General features: G+C 52.4%; 23 protein-coding genes and 1 tRNA gene. 15 read left to right on the plus strand and 9 right to left on the minus strand.

The genetic code is table 11. The annotated features are described in order from the left end of the window. Positions 1-29: 29 nt before the first annotated feature. On the plus strand, positions 30-3,200 hold the full coding sequence (locus D5261_RS30490) for a type I restriction endonuclease subunit R (RefSeq protein WP_119321552.1): 3,171 nt from the start codon (positions 30-32) through the stop codon (positions 3,198-3,200). Between the two features lie 36 nt (positions 3,201-3,236). After that, positions 3,237-4,808 carry a DNA methyltransferase gene (locus tag D5261_RS30495; RefSeq protein ID WP_119321553.1) on the plus strand — a complete coding sequence of 524 codons (1,572 nt, stop codon included), beginning with the start codon at positions 3,237-3,239 and terminating at the stop codon, positions 4,806-4,808. 82 nt (positions 4,809-4,890) lie between these two features. Here the strand turns inward: D5261_RS30495 and D5261_RS30500 are convergent, their stop codons facing one another. The 4 genes from D5261_RS30500 to D5261_RS30515 all read right to left on the minus strand — a co-directional run bounded on the left by D5261_RS30500 (position 4,891) and on the right by D5261_RS30515 (position 9,133). After that, positions 4,891-5,649, minus strand: a complete 759-nt coding sequence (locus tag D5261_RS30500) for an endonuclease/exonuclease/phosphatase family protein (protein ID WP_119321554.1) — start codon at positions 5,647-5,649, stop codon at positions 4,891-4,893. 637 nt (positions 5,650-6,286) lie between these two features. Beyond that, the gene (locus D5261_RS30505) at positions 6,287-6,604 is read right to left on the minus strand and encodes a hypothetical protein (RefSeq protein ID WP_119321555.1); all 318 of its coding nucleotides are present in this window, start codon (positions 6,602-6,604) and stop codon (positions 6,287-6,289) included. A gap of 4 nt (positions 6,605-6,608) precedes the next feature. Beyond that, positions 6,609-7,589 carry a nuclease-related domain-containing protein gene (locus D5261_RS30510; RefSeq protein WP_119321556.1) on the minus strand — a complete coding sequence of 327 codons (981 nt, stop codon included), beginning with the start codon at positions 7,587-7,589 and terminating at the stop codon, positions 6,609-6,611. Between the two features lie 1,292 nt (positions 7,590-8,881). After that, complete coding sequence (locus tag D5261_RS30515; RefSeq protein ID WP_119321557.1) at positions 8,882-9,133, minus strand: hypothetical protein; 252 nt, start codon at positions 9,131-9,133, stop codon at positions 8,882-8,884. A 185-nt stretch (positions 9,134-9,318) separates the two neighbouring features. Here D5261_RS30515 and D5261_RS30520 point away from each other — a divergent pair, with 185 nt between their 5' ends. Both D5261_RS30520 and D5261_RS30525 read left to right on the plus strand, forming a co-directional pair. Next, on the plus strand, positions 9,319-10,404 hold the full coding sequence (locus tag D5261_RS30520; protein ID WP_119321558.1) for a DUF4238 domain-containing protein: 1,086 nt from the start codon (positions 9,319-9,321) through the stop codon (positions 10,402-10,404). A gap of 32 nt (positions 10,405-10,436) precedes the next feature. Beyond that, positions 10,437-11,312 carry a Shedu immune nuclease family protein gene (locus D5261_RS30525; RefSeq protein ID WP_119321559.1) on the plus strand — a complete coding sequence of 292 codons (876 nt, stop codon included), beginning with the start codon at positions 10,437-10,439 and terminating at the stop codon, positions 11,310-11,312. A 130-nt stretch (positions 11,313-11,442) separates the two neighbouring features. On the opposite strand, the gene D5261_RS30530 is transcribed toward D5261_RS30525, so the two are convergent. Both D5261_RS30530 and D5261_RS30535 read right to left on the minus strand, forming a co-directional pair. Beyond that, positions 11,443-12,441 carry a tyrosine-type recombinase/integrase gene (locus D5261_RS30530; protein WP_119321560.1) on the minus strand — a complete coding sequence of 333 codons (999 nt, stop codon included), beginning with the start codon at positions 12,439-12,441 and terminating at the stop codon, positions 11,443-11,445. 131 nt (positions 12,442-12,572) lie between these two features. Continuing rightward, positions 12,573-12,647, minus strand: a tRNA-Val gene (locus tag D5261_RS30535). 298 nt (positions 12,648-12,945) lie between these two features. On the opposite strand from D5261_RS30535, the gene D5261_RS30540 reads away from it, so the two are divergent. The 3 genes from D5261_RS30540 to D5261_RS30550 are packed head-to-tail and all read left to right on the plus strand — an operon-like array spanning position 12,946 to position 14,610. Continuing rightward, positions 12,946-13,524, plus strand: a complete 579-nt coding sequence (locus tag D5261_RS30540; protein WP_119321561.1) for a hypothetical protein — start codon at positions 12,946-12,948, stop codon at positions 13,522-13,524. Between the two features lie 32 nt (positions 13,525-13,556). Next, the gene (locus D5261_RS30545) at positions 13,557-14,054 is read left to right on the plus strand and encodes an ankyrin repeat domain-containing protein (protein WP_119321562.1); all 498 of its coding nucleotides are present in this window, start codon (positions 13,557-13,559) and stop codon (positions 14,052-14,054) included. 37 nt (positions 14,055-14,091) lie between these two features. Continuing rightward, complete coding sequence (locus D5261_RS30550) at positions 14,092-14,610, plus strand: hypothetical protein (RefSeq protein WP_119321563.1); 519 nt, start codon at positions 14,092-14,094, stop codon at positions 14,608-14,610. Here the strand turns inward: D5261_RS30550 and D5261_RS30555 are convergent. Further along, on the minus strand, positions 14,585-14,989 hold the full coding sequence (locus tag D5261_RS30555; protein ID WP_119321564.1) for a hypothetical protein: 405 nt from the start codon (positions 14,987-14,989) through the stop codon (positions 14,585-14,587). The two genes, D5261_RS30550 and D5261_RS30555, sit on opposite strands and share 26 nt — an antisense overlap. Positions 14,990-15,289: 300 nt before the next feature. On the opposite strand from D5261_RS30555, the gene D5261_RS30560 reads away from it, so the two are divergent. The 8 genes from D5261_RS30560 to D5261_RS30590 all read left to right on the plus strand — a co-directional run bounded on the left by D5261_RS30560 (position 15,290) and on the right by D5261_RS30590 (position 19,912). Then, entirely contained in the window at positions 15,290-16,081 is a 792-nt protein-coding gene (locus tag D5261_RS30560; protein WP_119321565.1) for a hypothetical protein, read from the plus strand. Between the two features lie 151 nt (positions 16,082-16,232). Continuing rightward, a complete protein-coding gene (locus D5261_RS30565; protein ID WP_125205986.1) occupies positions 16,233-17,291 on the plus strand; it encodes a hypothetical protein in 1,059 nt (352 codons plus the stop codon). 160 nt (positions 17,292-17,451) lie between these two features. Next, the gene (locus D5261_RS30570) at positions 17,452-17,703 is read left to right on the plus strand and encodes a hypothetical protein (protein ID WP_125205987.1); all 252 of its coding nucleotides are present in this window, start codon (positions 17,452-17,454) and stop codon (positions 17,701-17,703) included. A 73-nt stretch (positions 17,704-17,776) separates the two neighbouring features. Further along, positions 17,777-17,905 carry a hypothetical protein gene (locus D5261_RS30575; RefSeq protein WP_301002358.1) on the plus strand — a complete coding sequence of 43 codons (129 nt, stop codon included), beginning with the start codon at positions 17,777-17,779 and terminating at the stop codon, positions 17,903-17,905. Between the two features lie 377 nt (positions 17,906-18,282). Beyond that, complete coding sequence (locus tag D5261_RS30580; protein ID WP_119321568.1) at positions 18,283-18,699, plus strand: hypothetical protein; 417 nt, start codon at positions 18,283-18,285, stop codon at positions 18,697-18,699. A 3-nt stretch (positions 18,700-18,702) separates the two neighbouring features. Further along, a complete protein-coding gene (locus D5261_RS30585; protein ID WP_119321569.1) occupies positions 18,703-19,410 on the plus strand; it encodes a hypothetical protein in 708 nt (235 codons plus the stop codon). Positions 19,411-19,496: 86 nt separating this feature from the next. After that, positions 19,497-19,646: a CPCC family cysteine-rich protein gene (locus tag D5261_RS33600; RefSeq protein ID WP_218025583.1), complete on the plus strand. Its 150-nt coding sequence runs from the start codon at positions 19,497-19,499 to the stop codon at positions 19,644-19,646. Between the two features lie 2 nt (positions 19,647-19,648). Further along, positions 19,649-19,912, plus strand: coding sequence for a hypothetical protein (locus D5261_RS30590; RefSeq protein WP_218025584.1), 264 nt, complete (start codon positions 19,649-19,651; stop codon positions 19,910-19,912). Positions 19,913-20,272: 360 nt separating this feature from the next. Here D5261_RS30590 and D5261_RS30595 read toward each other — a convergent pair whose 3' ends face one another. Next, a complete protein-coding gene (locus D5261_RS30595; protein WP_119321570.1) occupies positions 20,273-20,773 on the minus strand; it encodes an ATP-binding protein in 501 nt (166 codons plus the stop codon). Between the two features lies 1 nt (position 20,774). After that, entirely contained in the window at positions 20,775-21,389 is a 615-nt protein-coding gene (locus D5261_RS30600; RefSeq protein WP_119321571.1) for a DUF4337 domain-containing protein, read from the minus strand. Between the last annotated feature and the right edge of the window lie 23 nt (positions 21,390-21,412).

Genomic DNA, 21,412 nt, shown 5'->3' on the forward strand with positions numbered 1-21,412 from the left:
CCGCGTCCCAACAGTTAGAGCAAAAAACCATGAGCGACTATTCCGAAGATGCGTTAATTGAGCAGCCCGCCATCCAGCTATTCCATGAGATCGGCTGGAGCACTATCGACTGCTATCAAGAGGCAATGGGGGCAGCGGGGACCCTTGGACGCAAAAGCCGCCAGGAAGTGGTGCTGACACGGCGGCTGCGTGAATCCTTGGCGATACTCAATCCTGAAACTCCAAACGAAGCTCTGGATTCGGCAGTTGAAATCATCACTCGTGATCGAAGCGCGATGATTCCCGTGAGAGCAAACCACGAGGTCTATCAGCTCCTGCGCGATGGCGTGAAGGTCGAATATCGAGACGAGCACGAAGAGCGCGTCACGACGACCCTGAAGGTTATCGACTGGAACGATCCGTCTAAGAACGATTATCTGCTCACCTCCCAGCTCTGGGTCACGGGCGAGGTCTATAAGCGCCGCACCGACCTCATCGGCTTTGTGAACGGCATCCCCCTCGTGTTCATCGAGCTGAAGGCCAACCATAAGCAGCTCAAAGACGCCTACAACGATAACCTGCGCGACTACAAGAACACCATCCCACAGCTCTTCTGGTACAACGCCCTGATCATTCTCTCCAACGGTAGACAGAGCAAAATTGGCAGCATGACCGCCAACTGGGAGCACTTCGCCGATTGGACCAAGATCAATTCCGAAGGCGAGACAGGCGTCGTGAGCCTCGAAACGATCCTCCGTGGGACTTGCGCCCCCGACAAGCTCGGTGATCTTGTAGAGAATTTCATCCTCTACAGCGAAGAGAGCGGCGGCCTGGTGAAGCTTGTCGCGAAGAACCATCAATTCCTGGGCGTGAACAATGCGTTTGAGGCCGTGAAGGCAATCAAGGCCAACCAGGGTAAGCTCGGCGTGTTCTGGCACACGCAGGGCAGCGGCAAGACATACAGCATGGCGTTCTTCGCACAGAAGGTTCTCCGCAAGCTCATTGGCAACCACACATTTGTCATCGTCACGGATCGCACGGAGCTCGACGACCAAATTTATAAGAACTTCGCTACCGTGGGTGCAGTCACGGAATCCGAAGAACGTGTGAGGGCTGGCAGTGGCGAACAACTCAAGCGCTTCTTGAAAGAAGACCACCGCTATTTGTTCACGCTGATCCAGAAATTCCACGTGGAAAACGGTCAGACATACCCGATGCTTTCTGATCGCTCGGATATCATCGTGATGACAGACGAAGCTCATCGGAGCCAGTACGACATCTTCGCCCAGAACATGCGAAACGCGCTTCCCGAAGCGGCGTTTATCGGCTTCACGGGCACGCCGCTGCTCAGCGGCGAAGAACTCACGAAGTCGGTGTTTGGTGACTACGTCTCTGTTTACAATTTCCAGCAGTCCGTGGAAGACGGCGCGACCGTGCCACTCTACTATGAAAACCGCATTCCCGAGCTGCAGCTCACGAATGATGATTTGAATGAAGACATGGAGGCGCTCCTCGACGATGCTGTTCTTGATGAAGCACAGGAGCGAAAACTTGAAAAAGAGTTCTCCCGCGAATACCATCTGCTGACCCGAGACGAGCGCCTCAACACCATTGCCGACGATATCGTCTCCCACTTCATGGGACGCGGCTTCGAGGGCAAAGCCATGATGATTTCGGTGGACAAAGTCACCGCAGCGCGTATGTATCACAAAGTTCGCGGCTACTGGGAAAGCCGCCTGAACGCGCTGCGCGCGAAGCTCAAGACCGTACCGAAAGAGGAGCGAACGGCGCTGGAGGCCGAGATCGCGTACATGGCCGAAACGGACATGGCGCTGATCGTATCTCAGTCGCAGAACGAAGTCGAGGATATGGCGAAGAAGGGCATCGACATCATGCCGCACCGTCTTCGCATGCAAAAGGAAGACCTGGCCACCAAGTTCAAAAATCCCAACGATCCGCTCCGCATCGTATTCGTCTGCGCCATGTGGATTACTGGTTTCGACGTTCCTTCGTGCTCAACGGTCTATCTCGACAAGCCGATGAAGAACCACACGCTTATGCAAACAATTGCGCGAGCCAATCGTGTGTTCCCAAACAAAAGCAACGGTCTCATCGTGGATTATGTCGGCGTCTTCCGAAATCTGCAAAAGGCGCTGGCGATGTATGGGGCCTCTAAGGCTAAGTCATCCGCGTTCGAAGGCGACGAAGATAGCCCCGTGGCCGACAAATCCCAGCTCGTGGCCGCTCTTGCCGAACTGATCGACGAAACCAACAAATTTTGCTCCAGCATCGGAGTAGATACCGCCGCGATCCAACTCGCCCAAGGATTCAACCGCGTCAACCTGATCAACAGCGCCGTGGAATTAATCATCACCACAAAAGAGCACAAGCTCAAGTTCCTGTCCATGGCGTCCGCTGTGGATAGAACATTCCGCGCCATCCTGCCCGACGCCTCTGTGAACGATCACGGACCAGCCCGCACCCTCTTCGTGAAACTGGCGGATACAATTCGCGTCAATGACGATCCCGACGCGAATATTACGGACATCCTCACCCAAGTAGATGCACTTCTCGACGATTCCGTAGAGGCCGAAAGCTATCTGATCAAAGAACGACCCGCAGGCATGAAACGATACGATCTGAGCAAGATCGACGTAGACAAGCTTCGCGCGCGATTTGAACAAGGTCAAAAGCATACCCAGACTCAGAAGCTGCAGGCTATCCTGAAGAAGGAGCTTGATCGCCTCGTCGCCATGAACAAAACGCGCATGGACTACATGGAAAAATTCCAGGCGATGATCGCAGAATACAACACAGGCAGCCAAAACGCCGACGAGCAATTCCAAATGCTTCTCGACTTCATGGATGGCCTGACCAAAGAAGCCACCCGCCACATCTCGGAAAATCTCACTGAGGAAGAACTGGCGATTTTCGACCTGCTCATGAAGCCCTCCATCGACATGAGCGAAAATGAAGTCAAACAAATCAAGAAGACAGCAAAAGACTTGCTCGAAACACTAAAACGAGAGAAACTGGTCCTTGACTGGCGGAAACGTCAACAATCACGAGCTGGCGTAAAACTCACCATTGAAAGCGTGCTCGACCAACTCCCTGAAGCATTCACCGCCGACATGTACAATCTCAAGTGCGAGCAGGTTTATCAGCATGTCTATGAATCGTATTACGGTGAAGGGCGAAGCGCATATGCTGCTTACGCGTAATTAGTCCATTTTATCGACAGGATAGCAATTCCGAAAATGTGTGCAATCAATTCTAACGACATGAACGATATTTCTTTGCAACCGAACATTCTCGCACAATGTGATAGTCTCGTTATGCTCCAACGATTAGAGTCAGAAACTGTTACACTTGCGTATTGCGATCCGCCATGGCATCCCGAATTGCCAGAGGGGGAAGCTACCGAACGGGCTTTCCTGGAGCATCTTTCAAAGATCGTCCAACAAACTCAGCGCGTTCTAAAAGATACGGGATGCCTGTACTTTCACTCATTGCCATCAATGACAGGAGTCACACGAACGATCCTTGATCAGGTATTCGGGCGGAAGAACTTCCGTGCTGATATTATTTGGCCCCGCCGCATCAAAAATCTAAGGTCGTCAGAAGTTGTTCAGCAGCACGATACGATACATGTTTATTCGAAATCCGATACATTCATTTATCGCTCGCCAACACGAGCTTTGAAAACTCATGAGCTCCAAGATCATTTTCCATATGCTGACAATAATGGCCCATATCGGCTTACTGACTTGACAATGCATGTTGAGCGTCCACAATTCCAATTCTCATGGCGAGGCTTCACACCACCTCCAACGCGATCCTGGCGCTACAATGAAGACGCCATGAACAGGCTGGATGAATCGGGACTTATCGATTTCTCGACATCAGGTCGTCTACCAAAGCATAAGGTTTATCTCAAAAACGACGCAACCGTGGAAATAGAAAGCATTTGGTATGATCTCGGTACTTCAGGAACGCCGCAGAGTATGGCCTCGACACAGCAGCCCGTCGCCTTGTTGGAGCGGATCGTTTCGATGTCAACTGATGAAAATGATGTAATCGTCGACCCATTCTGCGGAACAGGAGCGGCTCTGATTGCGGCTCACTCGTTAAACCGACGATGGTTTGGCTGCGATATTTCGCCTCACGCAATATTAACGACCGCAGAAGAGTTGAAGAAACTTAGTAACGTACTTCCAACTCAATATAATATTGTTGATCAGGCTGATATGGAGCAATGCGCGTGTGTTTCCCTGATGAGCTACAAGAAGTTGTATCTTGGGTTTGCGGACAGCAAAGCCAGAGAATTGATACATGGCGGCGAAAGTGGTTGGTGCGAATTTAAAGCTGTATTACGAGGACGACCAGAAGCAAATGATGGATACGATCTTCAACACAGTTGCCTAAAGACAGTGGCTGCTTTTCTAAACTCTGATGGAGGGACTCTACTGATAGGCGTACATGACGACAAAACAGTTCTAGGTGTACGAGTGGAGGAATTTGGTGGACGGGACAGTTTTGAGAGACATTTTTGGGGACTATTACATGAGGCACTCGGCAAAACCGCTAGTAATGACATTAAGACATATTTTGAGGAAATCTGCAATAAGCCGATATATGTGGTGGAATGTGGCCGTAGTGAAGTACCCGTCTATTTAAAATATAAGCGACGCAGCGACAAGGGTAAAGAAGAAGAGTTTTACGTACGGACGGGACCGAGAACAGAGAGCCTTTCAATTAGCGAGGCTATACAATATATTATAAAGCATTTCGATATCGCAAAGCAGGATTTTCAGCGTGCAACTTTATAATTCACGGCAGGCTCTATTATTCGATCCAACATACTCAATTAATCAAACGCGAACCCTCCCGCCGATAGTAGGCTTAGTATCATTATCGTAGGACTGGAAACGTCCTATGAAGGATGGCAATCTCAACGATGACGATGGAATGATCTGATATCCCCGCAACGCGCTCATGATGATTGTAGTCAACCGCCGCAATGGAAGGCAACAAATGAGGCGTACAGAAAGCGTGGTCGATCCGAAAGCCGTTCGCGACGCGGCTGTACCAAGTGTATTCCTGATCCTGTGGATGCTTATTATGCCACGCATCAATCCAGCCTACTTCTGTCACCTTTGTCATCATTTCAGGGCACGCGAATGGCGTTCCCTGAGCGTCCGATTTGAACCCCGTATTCAAGTCGCCGATCAGAAGGTATTTTGTGTTCGCGTGGTCGTGTGCATACTTGATCACCGCCTCCCAAAACGCGCGTTTCGCCTGCGTTTCGGGTGACCTGGCGCTTGCCCCGCCACCGACAACATGAACGCACAGAACTCCAAAGTCCATGCCATCAATAGTGAAGCTGACCCAGCGGTGGGAAAGGGTTTCGGCATAGATGGGAACAGCGTGAAGCTTTAATGGATACCGCGAAGCTACTACAATGTCGTTTGCGAAATCGAGGGTGTTCGTAGTATGTTGGTGAGGAAAGCCCGCCTCGTACAGCGCAGGCGCAATGGTATCATTCGTAGGCCGATACTCTGACAGCAAGATGAGGTCTGGCGAGTGGGCAAGCACTGCCGTCGCAATGTTGGCGGCGTTTGCCCTTCCACCTTGGCGAATATTCCAAGATAGTATCTTTGTGGATCGCATAAGATAGTTAGCGCTAGTTTAAACTATACGCCTTAAAGCTGGAACAATCAGGTCGTGACTTAGTCCCTGTGTGTGTCTAGCGGACGAATCTTCGGTAGCCCGACTGTGAACAACCAGCCCACTTGCAGTATTTACGAAGAAGTGTGTATTTGACATAAGTGTTGCAAAGCGCCCTTTGAATAGGGACAAATCGTCCGAATGTGATCCCCATACGTACCAAATCCATGGAAATATATTAGTCTCCGAAGGACAAACTTTGGCGGTAGAATGGATTTTAATTCGTTTAATCGCCATCTCAAGATCAGGGTTGCATAGATAGAAGAGATTTAATATTTGAATATAAGCATTCGCGGGAGGCGTTTTTGCGGCTAAAACGTATGCTTTTCGAACAATGCTCCTTACATTCGGAATTAGCTTGTCGCCACCGAGGTCAATTGGCTGCAACCCGCTCTTGGAAGCGTATAGCGGGCGAGCAGAACCTGGGTTCTTCCCAACAACAGCGCCAATACACACATCCTGTTGGCTTGGCGCGCCAATGGGATCAAGATACACACGCGTGTCATATCTGAATGTGTCCGATCCGACCTGCTCAAATGACGCCCAGTCCTTATATCCGCTAGATTTCAATGTATTCTCCTCAATTTCCACACACCACCAAATTATCGCTTACGACTCTTCTCTTAATCTCATCGAACATCTTCACATGGTCGAATGCGAACATCTCCCACTGATAATTGGCTCGGTACCGTTTGGCAGCTCCATACAGCCGCTCCCAGCTAAAAACCCCTCTGACGAGCACTTCGCGAGGAACTTCGTGGAAGACATCCGCCAAGTCAGCCGCCTGGCGAGCTTGCCCTATTCCATCCAAGTGACGTATCGCGATAAGCGCCAGGCTCAACATCTCGGTGAAAAGTGCGCGTTGGTTCTGGGATGGTTGTGACGTTTGCTCGGTCATTCTCCTACCCCACCCTGTTCTCAAAAAACAGAAGCGATCCGTCGCATTCACCACAATCCGCCCAGAATTTCGGCCCACTCTTCCTGAGCTTGGCCTTACTTCCACAAGCTGAGCATATGACCTTGATCGGCGTGTTGCCTTCGCATCCTCCGCACTTGAAATAGTAACCATATCGCCCATATTCAACTGTGATATCGGCGGAGGCGCAATGCCGACAGGCATGGCCGCTGGCCGCTGCTGCCATGTCCGTTGGTGGCGTCGCCACCGTCACCGCCGTCGTCGGCATGGAATATTCCACTGCTTGCGCTTCTACTGGCACAGGCTCGGGATTGGTCGCGCCTGGCTTGTGCTTCGCCAGCAGGAAAATCCTAATCCTATCGACATCGGCGACTGACAGCGTGTAGGACGTGTCGGATTTGAAATTGAGTGGGCTTGAATCTTTGCGATGCTGTGCGACAAGTTGCTTCACGCGCTCCGAGATTTGATCAGCTTTCATTACTTCTGGCAGCGGATTTTTCTTGGTACGCTGAATCACACCTTCATCAGAGATAGCGACCAACAAATCGATAGGCATCGCGCCGAACCGCACCTGCAGCAGACCGAGGATTTTGCCAACAAGGTCTGGGGCATGATCGTCCAAGAGTCTTCGGAGAAGATCAGCCTGGCGCTTCGCCTGAAGCACTGGCGACGCCATCCCTCGGTCTCGCCCATCCCAATATCGGCTCCATTCCTCGCGCTCATTGATCTTCACGCGACTCGTGACACTCTTACTCTCGATAATGACCATGCCCCAGCGGTGCAGGATCAAGTGATCGATCTGCGCGATTTCGCCGTTGCGCTCCACGCGAAGATCGTTGAAGACCAGGACATCGGGGGCTTCGGCGAAAGCGCGGCGCAGGTAAAACGCCATTTGTTCTTCAGCGCGACGACCAGCTTTGGAGAGGGCGTCGGTAGCGGTTGAGGGATCGGGGTCTTTGAGGATCATCGTTTGGTTCTTCGAGGTTGATTGGTGATAGGATTATACCTTGGAGGCGTGGGCGCGCAGGAATTCGTTTTGGCTGATGCGGATGAGAAATTTTGTGTCATTGCCATTTGAAGCCGTTACACCTATGGGTCCCATACGTACGGAATTTTGACAGATAACGAGGGGGTGGGTCGTTGAAAAAGGTACTACTAAGGAATTGGTTGCGTGACGGGGTATGGATGCCTTAATGGGTGTCTGGGAGAGGCAGATGTCTGCGTTTTTGAATTTTAGTAGGGGGTGGTCTTGGATTTTATCGATTCTTGGGATGGAGAGGCCGTTTTTGAAAATTATATTATATGGAATTTTTGAATTTCGAGGGATGTAGAGTCGATTAATTTTGACCTCGCAATTAACGGGGGGGGGCGTTCTCTAATACGAAATCACCATGGCCGAAGTTATCCATTGAGTTTCTGCGAAACGGATTGTGATCTTCGTCGTGAAGCGGCGGGCGTGGAGGCCCCATCTACTCTAAAACTGTCGGCTGAATATCACTAATCGGCGCTGCCGAAGCTGATACGAGGCCAACAGGCTCACAGAGACACTAATTCGCGTTTCTACTCTAAAAACGACAGCTGATAATCACTAATCGGGAAGCAAACTGTCGGGTGAAAATCACTAATCGGCAGCCTTGCGCCTACAAGGTTGGTCCACGAAGCTCGTTATCGCGCCTACACGCCCATTTTCGGGGCGATTAGTGATTATGCGCTGTTGATTCGACCATTATTAGTGATATTCAGCCAACAGATTCGCGCTCATGGGAGCGAAAATGGGCGAATTCGGCCCGAGATTGCCATCAATATTGCATTTGCGGCAACACGATTTTATTAGTGATTATGAGCTGTCGATTCGCCGACGATTAGTGATTATGAGGCGACACTTTTAGAGTAAAAACCCGAAAACAGCCCTTTTTGAGACGTGTCCAGATCAGGCGTTCGGGCACCCGCGGTCGAGGTTGCATTTGGTATGCACACCGCGCAGGACCGCATGTTCGTTGTGATAAGCTTGCCAGGCAGTAACCAGGCGTCGTCGGGCTGGACTGGATCGATTGGATCGGGATGGATAGAGCGGAATGACGCCAGGAGGCGGCAGAAGGGGTCTACGTGGTCGACATGGAGCAACTGGCCAGGCACGATGGCCTGATCGCAGATCGCGCAATGGGTGGGCATGGGGGTGATGCAGCGGAAATGATACATCTGATCGCCGACTTTGGAACGGGCAGTATCGGAAAGCTTACGGTGCTCGGTTTTGGCAGATCAATGGCAATTGGCTAGGCCGAAATAAAATCGTTTGTCTTCGGGGCCGACGTACGCGGCAAAAACTCGATGGCTGCCTTGGGTCTCGGTGGTAAGGCGCGCGACCTCGCCGTGGCTGTAAAACCATTCCGCATGTGTATGGTGGCGCATCAGGTCGGCGACGAGCCGCGCCGCAAAACCCGTTAATTCATCGCGCTCAACAAATCCATCTTCATCCAGCAATATTTCGGCGGCGCGCTTCGCCTCCGCCATCGATCCCCATACTCTTCCGCCCAAGTCGTGTTTTCATCCAATTTCTCCTCGCGATTGTGCTCGCGTGGAGATTTCTTCTGAGGCGGCGGGCGCGGGACCTATTGCTCACATAGCTTTATTTTTCGAATGGTAATCGTGTTGTCAATTCGGTACGAACATGCGACGTATGGTGTAGAATTGCTTGTATGACTGAAGCACGCAATCATCATGTGGTACCCCGCTTATATTTAGCAGGATTTTGTGAGGACGAACGTGGGAAATATATTTATGAATACTCCACGGAGAAAACCTACTCACCTCCCACTAGGCTCGGTAGACAATATGACAAAAACCCGCAGCATTTGTCGATCAAGGGCGCAGCGGGGATTATTCGCGACGAATACAGCTTCACAAATGTTGACGGCACGGTCAATCTTTCAAAAGTCGAAGAGCGCCTGGCACGGCTCGAAGATTACAGCACAACTATCGTCAAAATTCTTCAGGGCCAGCGGAATTCGACCAATAAGCGCTCGCTATCTCCACTATCGATCTACCAAAAAGCCACGTTTTCCGTTTACATTAATCTTATGGTTTTTCGAACACCTCATGGAAGAGCAATGGGCGAGCAACTCTGGCGAGAGAACCATCTACAAACGGCCTTTGAGCAGCACCGCAGCGCTATGGCCGAAATGCGTGATTTTATCACGGAAAAAAATATTGATCCGTCAGGCAGATTCGACCACCTAATATTAGAGTTCGAGAAGCACAGGCATAGTATTGGCCATAAGGGTCCAAGCTACAACACATTGAGCAATGAACTAATGATAATTCGCGGATTACCTCCTGGCACTGTTGCTGATTTCTTGCAATTTTCCGACGGATTATCTGGAGATTCACTGCCCGATTTCGTACGTACATCAAATATCGTCAACAACATTCATTTCAACACGAAGTTATTTCGAAGAATGAGATGGACGTATTTGATGGTTCCGTCAGGCTCGGTGTTTGTAACAAGCGACAGTCCTGTCGCTTGCCTGCGAAATGTTCCACTGTGGCATTCGCAAGCGGAATTGACTTTTCCAGTCTCAAAAACGGTGGCGATATATTGCTCATGGCATCAGGACTTGCCTGAGGGATATCTCATAGCAAAGCCTGATGTTGTTGGGGAGATCAATCGCCGCACTATGTCAAACGCAAACATGTGGGTATTCGCGTCGCGCGATTCACAAGGCATCGTGGATGCGATTGCGCTGCGCCATCGCCCACAGTATTCAATTTACGAACGACTGTAGCGTGTAATGCCAACGACAGGTACAATAATGCCATGTCAAACAAGCCAACATATAAAGGAATGAGTCGGGAAGCATACCTCGATATCGTCAATACGGAGTGGGAAGCATTCAAAAACAACCCTGATTTTGACGATGAAAGGAATGTTCAAAATTTCCTAGAGAAATATCCCTGTCTTATACCGTGTCCTTTCGGAACAAGTGGGCCGAATAATCACGGTCCATACCCGTTCGCTGTAATCACTCAGCCTGTTTTACCGTCATTTACGAAAAAAGTCCCAGACTTCATGTGGATCACGTCCAATAGTGATTTCGTTCATCCTACTCTAATAGAGTTAGAATCACCTAAGAAGAAATGGTTTAATCTGGACGGCACTCCGACTGCTGATTTCACCCAAGCATATGATCAAATATCAACTTGGATGGCATGGTTCGAAAACCCGCTCAACAAGGCTCAATTTGCCGAATACTACCATTTGCCTGATTATTTCCGAGAAAAGCGCATTATGCGGCCAAATTATGTCTTAATTTATGGCAGGCGCGACGAGGCGACGCGTACGAGGGAATTAGCAGAAAAACGTGCCATGATGATACGTCCTGGCGAAATACACATGAGTTATGATCGTCTTGGTCCGTCACTAGATGCGATGGGCTTCATCTGTTCTAAAGTGGATAAAGATGGATATGTAGCTCAGTACATCCCGCCTACTATTACGCCAGACCCTTGGAACGCCCCGAAAATGAGCGTTCATCGATTTAAAGATGATGCTGTCCGTCAATCACCTCATTTCAACGCACAGGGCGCTGTAGATTTAATTGAAGCGTTCAAGTATTGGGATGAAGAAGCAAAAAAAGCTCAGGGACCGCATATGACGAATTCGAACGGAATCACCCCGTGGCCCATCCGCTAAATTTATCGTGCTACGACAGATATAGACGGGCTCTGCCGTAGCCATGATACACAAGCCTGACTGACACAGACCTCGACAACCAACGTGCCTGATTGATGCTGATAATGGTCGTCGAGGTCTCTCCCATGGCCTATTGTTGCCTTCGCCTACTTGATCGTCGGCGATTTACCATAAATTCAGCCCGCTGCCCTGTTGGTTTCGTGGCAGCCTGAGGCTCTTGATCCGTATGGCTACTCAGCGCTGCGTATTTCGACATCAATTTATTCTGAACTTCGCCGTGGTGCAGATATCGAAACGTAGTTTCCGTGATGCTGTGGCCGAGCGCCGACTGTATAGCCTTGATCGGCGCGCCATTCTCCATCATACGTGTTGCGAAGGCATGGCGCAGGCTATGGCACTTAATATTTGGCTGATCGGCAAGGTCTGCAAGAGCCTTGATTTCCTCAACTGTCTTACATAGACTTTGATATCCAATGCGTCGGCCACGGTCGTACATGAAGAGAAACGGTAATTTGCAGTCAGGTTCACGCAATGCCAACCACTCAGAGAGAGCTGCGATGCATTCCGCTGGAGGAAAGAGCTGGCGCGACTTACTGCCCTTCCCTGAGGCGACGAGTAACGATTTGTTGGCGATATTGACGTGCCCCACCTCCAAATCCAGAAGTTCCTGAGCGCGCAGTCCAGAATAGATCAAAACCGACAGCAAAGCTCGGTTCAACGCCTTCTTGCGTGGATGTCTAATGCGCTCTACAGCCTGTAACAGTCGTTCGACCTCCTCTGTGGAAACAGTAAGACGTTGAGCGGCATCTCTCTTTGGCATGGTCAGTGTGGCTGTGGGATTCGATTGGATCGCGCCGTTCGCCACGAGAAAATGCCCCAGTGCCTTGATAGGTGCGAAAGCTCCACGGATTGTTCGCGGGCGACATCCCCTGCCACTCAGAGTGTACTGGTAGCGTCGCAACACAGTAGGGTCGAAGACGGAAAGGTCGGGATCGGGATACCCGTTCTCATTCAGCCAAGCCAGCATGTGACGCAGCCATGCTGCGTATGATTTGCAAGTAGCCTTGGCATGGCCCTTTTCGACAGAAATGTAGTTGAGATAATCTGAGACGGCGTCTTGCAGTTTCATGTAACGCTGATTCCTTCCGAGAGTGGAGTGAAACAGCCGAACACGAAATCACGCAAGATGGAAGCGTTGAGTGTGGGAGAATTGACTTGCAAGGTATGAATAGAGTGATTCATACCTTGCAAGATCGATCTTGGTGGGCGATGAGGGATTCGAACCCCCGACCTCCTCGATGTGAACGAGGCGCTCTACCACTAAGCTAATCGCCCAAGAGCGATTACGATGGGCTTATTATACTGGGCGCTCGCCATGGATGTCAAGAGGCGGATGGCGATGGTTATGGTTTCATTATCGATTTTGAAGCGTCTTTCGGGCAAGGAGAAACGCAGTCCTGGCTTGGGGTATTCCACTGTCGCAAGTCGCTAACGATTTCTGCATACCAGTGGCGTCGCTTCTACGAGGTAAACTGATTTCATCCGCTGATTTTAATTCCCAGATGATGTGGTAACACAAACCGAGGTTACGCTGGAGTACTACGGCGAGGAGTTTCCGCTTGTGGAGCGGCAAATGCTGATGCGTGATCGCGCCGTACCGGGACTGGATGTAAAAAACAGGACAACCATGGACCAAGATTTCGATCAACGATGGCGAGCGGCCGCCACACCGTTCGATGGCGTCACGATCTATTCTGCGGGCTGCGCACCTCTGGCCGAATTGCGATATACGTTGAACGCTGTGTTCAACATTTTGCGTGAACAGAGCCCAAACGCTGAACTCTTTAATTTATCGGACTGGCATGAGCATGACGGTTATGTTAACGAGGCTACCCCTAGTTCATGGAACGAGCTTCAGTCTTACCTGATCTCAACAGATGCGCTTAAAGGTCTGAGCACTGGCGAGACCTACGTGCGCATCGCTATCTTCAGCAAGCACCGTGATTTTCTCTTGCGCGTGTACATTCCCGACGCGTACGACAATCCGCACTTCGGCTATGACGATCCAAACCTCGTTGATTGCGGTATCTTCGACTTCACCAGCACAGAGCCGTTGGCGCTAAGAATTAGAGATGCGGCGATGGATGCTGGCGCAAGCGACATTCGGATGATGCCTGCAAAGGAATTCTTTGACAAAGGTTATGGTGGCTGACTGCGGTCAGGATTCGTAATGAATGAAAAACGATGATGAACGAAGCTTTCTTCGACGCCGTGGCTAAGGGACATACGGATCGAATGCTGTCTCTACTGAAAAGCGGGATCGATATAAACGCGCGCGACTCTGTAGGAATGACCGCGCTCATGGTGGCCGCAAAGAGAGGCAATACGGAGACGGTAGAAGCCCTGCTTGACCGAGAGGCCGACGTAAACGCGCAGGCGACCTACTATGGCTGGACGGCGCTGGCGTACGCCGCCAACCGAGGATATGAGAAGATTGTGCGACTTCTTTTGGCGCACGGCGCTGATCCCGATCTCAAAGCGGAGCGAAGCAAAACAGCCCTTGTTTTGGCGGCAGACAGGGGACACACAGCCACGGTGATCGCGCTGCTCAGAAAGGGAGCGGATGCCTGTGCCAGCCCCGACCATCATGGCTGGACGGCGCTGGGACGCGCCATCAAAAACGGGCGCATTGAGATCGTGGAAATCCTCCGCAAAGCGGAAGCTGATATAAAGAGGACTTAGTTCTCCCTTCTCAGCTCGACACGGACAAAACGCACTTATGGACACCATCGAATTCAAGCTCGTAAAAGACTCCGAAATTTATGCCGATAAAGCCCCCTCCCCTGCGGTTGCTATCTTCGTCAATGGCCGTAGCTTAATCGATCTGGCGCGCGAAATCGAATTGCCGTTCGCCGAAGCCGAAGGAAGAACAACCGATGCCGGGAATTACGCTTGGCTGCGCCTTAACTGGCTCCACGGCCCATGGGAGCATTTCCACGGCACAGCGGAATCCGAGTTTTACTATCGCGCCAAGACAAACCTTCTCGAATGCGGCGACTGCGGCGTGTCGGGGTGCTGGCCACTACTGGCGCGTATCGAAGTCAAGAAGACGATCGTCGTGTGGAAGAAGTTTGAGCAGCCGTATCGACGGAAGAAGTATGCGTCAAGCCGCGTGAAGCATTGGAATTACGACATCTTCGGCCCATTCCGCTTTGATCGCGAGCAGTATGAAACGGCGCTGAAAGCAATGATCGGTGAAGCATCAAAGACAGTCACTCCGCCATTCGCGTCAGCTTGACCGTGCGCAAATACACAAAAGACGCTACAGGCCCTCCGCTCTGCGCCTTATCAAGCTCCAAAAGATAATTGCTCACACCGCCCACATTTCCGCCTCGACTTGCCTTCTCATTGACGTATAGCGGCGCTGGATACTTACCGTTCACAGACGCGCTGATCGTCCCAGAGATCGTGTTTGTGACATCGCCATTGTCGCTCACAGTTTTGAAAGGCTTGCCGACTGTCACGGGGATGACCACTTGAAAATGATGATTGAGCACCGAGTCCAGCGTCACGGAGAGCATCAGCGCATCCTTGTCAGGAGCGGCAGAGCTGGACAGAGGCGCGATGGAAAACATCGCGGCGCAGAGGACTACAGCGCAGATGATGTTACGTTTCATTGATCTTTACTCTAATGAGCAGGCGCTGGCTTACAATCTCAGACGGAAGATCGATCAAGATCGACGGTGGTGAATCTGACATCAGGATGGGCGTCCTTCCTCGGCGCTATGCCGCTGGCAAGTTCACAAAAAGTGTACCCCGACACACCACTCCCTGAGCTACTGATTGGCTGCGGCTTGCCCCCCCCCGCCGCCAACTGGTATTACGCCCCTGGCAGGCAGGGATAAAACCCGATATCATCGTAAGACTTCGCCCGAACGTCGTCCGGCGAGTTCAGGCCCAGAAAGGCAGGCATCCCAGTGTTATCCATCACCAACGAGAAGGTCGCAGGCTTCGTTCCGCGATGGGCCGAATTTCGCGGGTTCTCGATCCTCTTCGACAGCCCAGGCGATTGCCTGAGCCCCCGCGGCGGACTTCTCGACCTGACCTGCGATGTGGATGGCGATCCCAATCTCGGCTTCTACAAGAGTCTGCGGGACAGCCTGGCCCGACTGAACCCCGATCTCCTCACAACCACCTATTCCTTCTGCCCGCTCCCGCCGTCCTCTTACCATGTCACTGTCTGGGACGGAGGCAACCAGGGGAATGTCGCGCGGATGTTGGCTGAACAGCGCCCGAAGCTAGAGGATTACCTCGCGGCCCTGCCCGACGCCGCCGTAAGGCCGCATGAGATGACCGACATGGCGCTGGCGTCTCCCCTCGTTCGCAGGCGAGACTGGGGCGTCGAGTTCCAGTTCGACGAACTCGTGATCTGGGGCGGCGTAGTCATGGTGGCGCGGCTGGCCCCGACCAACGCCGGCCAGAACGCGTTTGAACGATTCGTCGCGGAGCGCCGTGACCTGAACGCCTCGTTTCGGGAGAAATTCGGTATCGGCGCCTCGGAAGGGTACACGCCGCACGTCTCGCTGGGGTATTTCGCCAACCGTGAGGGCGCACAGCTGGCGCTTCCATGCTTACGGGAGTGGAACGCGCTATTCGGAAACCAGATGCAGGATTTGCGGCTGATATTCGAGCACGCAAGCATCTACGGTTTCACGGACATGGCGACTTTCTTCACGTCACCGTCACTGGCGATGAGCCTCGGGAAGTGACGATCGAACGCGCCAGGGCATCGTCGGGCTCAGCAGCCGCAGTTCGGAGGACCATACAAGTTTGCCAAGCTCGCACAGGCGCTGTGTCAATATCGCGAAGCATTGATTCCCGCACTTTTCCCGATCAGTTCTCAATTCCGCTCTGACAACCATGCCAAAATCACCAACCACATCCCCTGCCCGCCTCTATGTCATCCTAGCGCGCGAAGCGTCTGTTGGCGTGATCTTTCGCCAAGGCCCAAGCGATTGGACTCAGATCATTCACTGGGATACAGCAACCGACACCTTCACGCCAGGGCAATGGTTCCATGGAGACATCCAATCACGGCGCAGCGATCTCTCCCCTGACGGAAAACTAATGATCTATCACGCGGTGAAGGACACTTGGAAGACGCGCAGGGATACCGAGTATACGCACACATGGACTGCAATTAGCAAGCCGCCATATCTGACCGCGCTAGCGCTCTGGCCACTAGGAGAAAACCCAGGCGGCGGCGGGATGTTTCAATCGAACGAGGAAGTTGTGGTCCATCATCCTCCGTCACATATGGCAGCGCATGAGAAGCACCAGTCAAAAGGGTTGCGTGTAACGTACACGGAACCTGTCATGCACGGGTTCGGACAGGTGGAGTTTGATGGTTACGGATTTGCGCGGGAATCCCAGCGCTTTGAGCGCGATGGATGGCGACAAATTCAAGAGTGGCACGGCGAACATATTCCTAGCCCTCGGCAGCATGCGATCGGCTTGATGATGATGGAAGTTCTTGAAGGCAGAAAAGTGTTCGGAGAGCCAGAATATCAGGAATGGTATCGAGAAGCGTATGGGAACCTGCCTGTAGACGATGGCTCTATGCATTATGTGGATTACGCTCCTGGGATTAAGGAGAAGCAGAATTCCAGTCAGACTTCCACGCTCACAATCACAAAGACACGGGGCGAAAGTCTGTATTCGGATGGATTTCCCTTCCTCAACGTCTACTCTGTCCGAGACAACCATGGCCATGAACAGCAGATCGAAAAAGCAGAATGGGCCGACTGGGATCAGCAAGGGCGATTGGTTTATGCGCGCGATGGAAAGCTGTTCGAGTTCACGCTCGCGGGGGAGTCAATCGAGTTGGCGGAATTTAATGACGCAAAGCCCGAGCAGATGGCCGCGCCTGAGTGGGCAAAGACGTGGGATTATAGTAAGAAGGACGAAGATCGACCATGAGTGAAGCCGTGCGGCGCTGCAAGGACGGACGGAATTTGTCCAAAGGATTTTAGATCGCGGTGCTCAGGGCTGATGGGCGCACGCTGGCGGTCCTCGCGGCGACAGACACGGATTGAGATTGCGAGACTTGACTGTGGTTCTCTTGCGGGAGGAAAGATCAATGAACAATCGCTACATTGTTGTGCTTATGATCGGTGGAGTATTATTGGCTGCTGAAGGATATGCGGCATTAAACGCCGAGCATTTAGCATGTCCGACACCTTACAGGTACTCAGGGCCATACTCAGATACGTCGGCAGGCAGACTTGAGATATCCATTCGCGAGTTCGCATTGCTGATTGCGGCGACAGGTTCGGCCTTGGTCTTACTGGCGTGCAATTCTTGGTTACGTGGCTCCCCCGCTGCTGACTAGGAAAAAGTACCGAAGCCGAACATGCCACGGCTTTTCGCGACGATGTTTTAGGACAAGCCGCGAGCATGGCTTCGTGCTGGTCAAGCCGAACAAAGAAGGTATTTATCACATCGACGGCATGGATGCTCATGACGATCTGGCCGAGCCAACCAACGCGAGCATTTACCACTGGCTGATCCTGACGGCGCAGGGCGGGGTTTAAAAACGATGCTAAGAAAATTCATCGCAGCGTTCGTTGGTATGGGGGTTGGGTTTCTGATTGGCGCTGCTACGGTGAAGTTTATCGTGATGCCATGGGAGAATCGAACAGACCCTGGCGGATACAACTATACACTATGGCTGTATATTATATTTGGGCTGATCGTAACGACATGGATCGGCCTGTACTGTGGCCTCGAAGTAGAATGGGCTAGCAGCCAGCGTCAGAGAAAGTTGCGCGCACAGGGCGAAGATCAAGTTAAAGATGAGAGCAAAATATAGGCAATTCTTATCAGGACAATCTTGGAACAGATATCCTATCCTCTGTCCCGAGTTTGAGCGCCGCACGCCAGGAACAGGTTATCGGGGATAAAAGAAACTATGGCGACATCATATCGGCATCCCATCATGGACATTATCGGCCATGAGGTCCATCAAGTGCGATTCGCCGCTGGCGGCAGCGCCGCTCGCCTCATCTTCCTCAGCGGGGACAACCAGCTCTCCGAGATCGCAATTGTGGGGATGGTCAAGCTCGTTCGCGGCGCAGACGAAACATTGCTCAAGGGCGCTCTGATGGGCAAACACTTTAATCCACGCGAACTGGCGCCTCTCCTGAACCTGCTCACGGGAACGGTCACGGATATCGCCGCCACGGAATGCGAAAATGACGATGGCTCGCTTGAGCCTGCGCTTTCGATCTCTTTCTCGAACAGGCAAACGCTGGTGATCGGCGGCGACACAATGGGAAATGAAGGCTGGTCATTTCGGCACGGCAAAGGCGTGGTGAAGGTGATCTGAGATATGGAAAAGGCAGACATAAATATCGCGCCGCCTGACGTATTGATACGCTACTTGGCAGTCTTCTCGCGATTCTTCCGCGAATCCCAGAAGTTTCTGGACGCCGAGGATTATGGCGGTATTTTACTCACTGGGCATGCCGCCAATGTCCTTCATCACACTCCTATGAACCTCAGTCACTACCGAGGAGTCAAGGCCGATTGGAAAGAGCGGTCGAGTGAGTTCTTTGGATCGTGGGCTAGTCGCTTTCGGGCCGATGGTGCGCCCGAATATCTTCTTACGATTTGGGATGAGATTTTCACGCCTATGCAGGACCACGCCGAGCTTGGTTTGCATGCTGATCTATCGAATTTGGATTTGGCTCCACCCGTCGTTTTTGACGCATTTATGGCCCTGTTCCTAGACGCTTGCTTATCCATGCGTTTCTTAAACAACATCTCCTCAGAACCTGTGGAATGGCAGATGCCTGACGCCTCTGTGATCAAAGATGGTGAGCGGGCCATTATCGCCAGCACTCAGATTGCGCGAGCCTTTGCGCCGCTTCCCACAGCGTTGCTGCATTGGAGTTCGTTCGACCCAGAAAGCTTTATAAACCACGAAGAAATGATCGAAAGGACCGTACTGCGCGAGTGGTGGGCGCGGTCCATTGATCAAGTGCGGGCAGCGGTCACGGCAGCATCTGCAGAAGATGCGAAGAAGCAAACACTATAAATACAAAAGACGATCTTCCAAGCGGCTTGATTCGCATCAAAAACGGCCATGTCACCAGTGGTCCTTGGAAGGCCGCGCAGCCAGATGTGAGATACCCTTGCCCTTGCTGCGGCTACCCCACCCTGCCCAGGCGCGGATGGCAGGATATCTGCGGTCTCTGTAGCTGGCATGATGACGGGCAAGACGATCCACACGCCGATGAAGTCTGGGGGGACCGAATAGCCATTACTCTTTAGTGGTGGCTCGTGAGAACTTCAAGCGCTATTGGGTGATCTTCAGCCCTGACAATGACAGACGCATTGGCGGCGGGGATTCCGAGATTATACTTGCGGCGAAAAAGGCAATGGTGGCGGCGTTTGACGCCATGGCCGATGCTGACGATTTAGAGAAAGATCGGTTGTGGGAAGCTGTGGGGGATGCTGAGACAGTCATGAGCCAAGAAACTCGTAGAACGCTTGATGAATATGAGCTGCGGATGATGGGCAAGTTGCGGACAGACTAGTTCACATCAATAAACTGCCCCGCAGCAAGCTGCGAAGTATTGAGAGCCTAAGAGCCGCAGGCGCGCTGAAGCGCACCTACGGACAAAGCAGGGTACGAAGCAAGCTTCGGGGTATTGACATCCCGCTGTGAATAAACAAAGGAGCGCGTCCGACGCACGAACCGAGTCAGACGCTGGAGGGCGTGATGGACATATTCGGCGGTTCAGCCAAACCGTTCGCTGATAGGCTCGGTGCGCGACATCGTCAGGATGAGCGTCGTCCCCTTTGGTCCCGTCAGGATATCGACGGTATCGACGAGGGCCATTAGCGTGATCCCATCCCGAGCGTTCCTTTGCTGCCCAGCCGTTTTGGAGAGTCATTTAGGGAATCGATTCCCACTTCAGCCCGGTCCCATTGTCAATCACTTGAACCTGGATCGTATCGTCATCGTGACTGACATTCACCGTCCCGCCATTTCCATGCACGATCGCGTTCATCATCGCTTCGGAAACCGACGAGATGAGATCGATTTGGCGTGACGCGCTGAAGGCGAGCCGCTGGGTGACTTCGCCGATCTCTTTGCGCAGCGACGTCTCCGCAAGCTCCCGTCCCGCGATTTCCCGCTCCAGCGTCTCGCGCCGCATCTTTTCGATATTGAGCTGTTCCAGCACATCCTCACCGCGAATGAGGCCAGGAAATCGGGACGAGTTGACAAGAACGGCGAAGCCGCAATCGGCGGTCACCATCGTCCAGGGAACGTTCAGGGGATACGTCAGACGCCAGTAGGAAAGCCCCTCCATGAAGCGCCCGGAGGAGCAAGCGACAAAAATGATCGGCACGAATACGCGCAGGAGCCGCTGAAACCAGAGGTGGCGCGACACGCTATGGCCTCAAGAAGCCATAGATCAGCATGCCCGCGCCGGCGGCGCCAGCCGCAAGACCGATAAACCAAACCCGCCGCCGCTTCGTCAGCGCAGCCACGGCGGAGAGCGCGATAGCGATCTGGCAGAGACTGACGGAGAAAGCGAAGATATGATGCCGAGCGAGGTAGCGCTCAGACATCGTGCTCGACGTTTCTGCCTCCTTGATCAGCTTTTCCGCATCCGCCTTGATGCCCGCTTGCTTTTGCTGATAGTGATCCGCCTGCGCCTGATCCTGGGCCGTCGCCGGAGATCCCACGGGAAGCCGCTGCGCCGCGGTTTGGTAGATTAGGGACTTCAGCCCTTCGGCCTGATAATAGTTCCACTGGTCCGAAGCCTGGGTGAGCTTGCCGATCTGCTCATTTTTCTGAAGAAGAGACTCGTTGACCAGAAATCCGGACTCCAGCGCTCCCACAGCCGCGATGGCGGCGAGGATCGCGGTGCTCAGCGCCACCAGGCGCGTCCAGGACTTCTCATGCTCCTCCCCCTCCTCGCGCTTCTTTTCGGCATGCTCATTGTGCAGCTCGTGAACCTTTTCGCGGACTTCATCCATAGGAAGCTCGATTTCCTCCGGCATAATTGTCCTTTCCTAAAATCAAT

It is taken from the genome of Capsulimonas corticalis (genome assembly GCF_003574315.2).
Taxonomy (GTDB): Bacteria; Armatimonadota; Armatimonadia; order Armatimonadales; family Capsulimonadaceae; genus Capsulimonas; species Capsulimonas corticalis.

Excerpts from the sequence above, each read along its gene's own strand:
- D5261_RS30490 (WP_119321552.1), top strand. The coding sequence starts at position 30 with ATGAGCGACTATTCCGAAGATGCGTTAATTGAGCAGCCCGCCATCCAG.
- D5261_RS30495 (WP_119321553.1), top strand. The coding sequence starts at position 3,237 with ATGTGTGCAATCAATTCTAACGACATGAACGATATTTCTTTGCAACCG.
- D5261_RS30500 (WP_119321554.1), bottom strand. The coding sequence starts at position 5,649 with ATGCGATCCACAAAGATACTATCTTGGAATATTCGCCAAGGTGGAAGG.
- D5261_RS30505 (WP_119321555.1), bottom strand. The coding sequence starts at position 6,604 with ATGACCGAGCAAACGTCACAACCATCCCAGAACCAACGCGCACTTTTC.
- D5261_RS30510 (WP_119321556.1), bottom strand. The coding sequence starts at position 7,589 with ATGATCCTCAAAGACCCCGATCCCTCAACCGCTACCGACGCCCTCTCC.
- D5261_RS30515 (WP_119321557.1), bottom strand. The coding sequence starts at position 9,133 with ATGGCGGAGGCGAAGCGCGCCGCCGAAATATTGCTGGATGAAGATGGA.
- D5261_RS30520 (WP_119321558.1), top strand. The coding sequence starts at position 9,319 with ATGACTGAAGCACGCAATCATCATGTGGTACCCCGCTTATATTTAGCA.
- D5261_RS30525 (WP_119321559.1), top strand. The coding sequence starts at position 10,437 with ATGTCAAACAAGCCAACATATAAAGGAATGAGTCGGGAAGCATACCTC.
- D5261_RS30530 (WP_119321560.1), bottom strand. The coding sequence starts at position 12,441 with ATGAAACTGCAAGACGCCGTCTCAGATTATCTCAACTACATTTCTGTC.
- D5261_RS30540 (WP_119321561.1), top strand. The coding sequence starts at position 12,946 with ATGCTGATGCGTGATCGCGCCGTACCGGGACTGGATGTAAAAAACAGG.
- D5261_RS30545 (WP_119321562.1), top strand. The coding sequence starts at position 13,557 with ATGATGAACGAAGCTTTCTTCGACGCCGTGGCTAAGGGACATACGGAT.
- D5261_RS30550 (WP_119321563.1), top strand. The coding sequence starts at position 14,092 with ATGGACACCATCGAATTCAAGCTCGTAAAAGACTCCGAAATTTATGCC.
- D5261_RS30555 (WP_119321564.1), bottom strand. The coding sequence starts at position 14,989 with ATGAAACGTAACATCATCTGCGCTGTAGTCCTCTGCGCCGCGATGTTT.
- D5261_RS30565 (WP_125205986.1), top strand. The coding sequence starts at position 16,233 with ATGCCAAAATCACCAACCACATCCCCTGCCCGCCTCTATGTCATCCTA.
- D5261_RS30570 (WP_125205987.1), top strand. The coding sequence starts at position 17,452 with ATGAACAATCGCTACATTGTTGTGCTTATGATCGGTGGAGTATTATTG.
- D5261_RS30580 (WP_119321568.1), top strand. The coding sequence starts at position 18,283 with ATGGCGACATCATATCGGCATCCCATCATGGACATTATCGGCCATGAG.
- D5261_RS30585 (WP_119321569.1), top strand. The coding sequence starts at position 18,703 with ATGGAAAAGGCAGACATAAATATCGCGCCGCCTGACGTATTGATACGC.
- D5261_RS30600 (WP_119321571.1), bottom strand. The coding sequence starts at position 21,389 with ATGCCGGAGGAAATCGAGCTTCCTATGGATGAAGTCCGCGAAAAGGTT.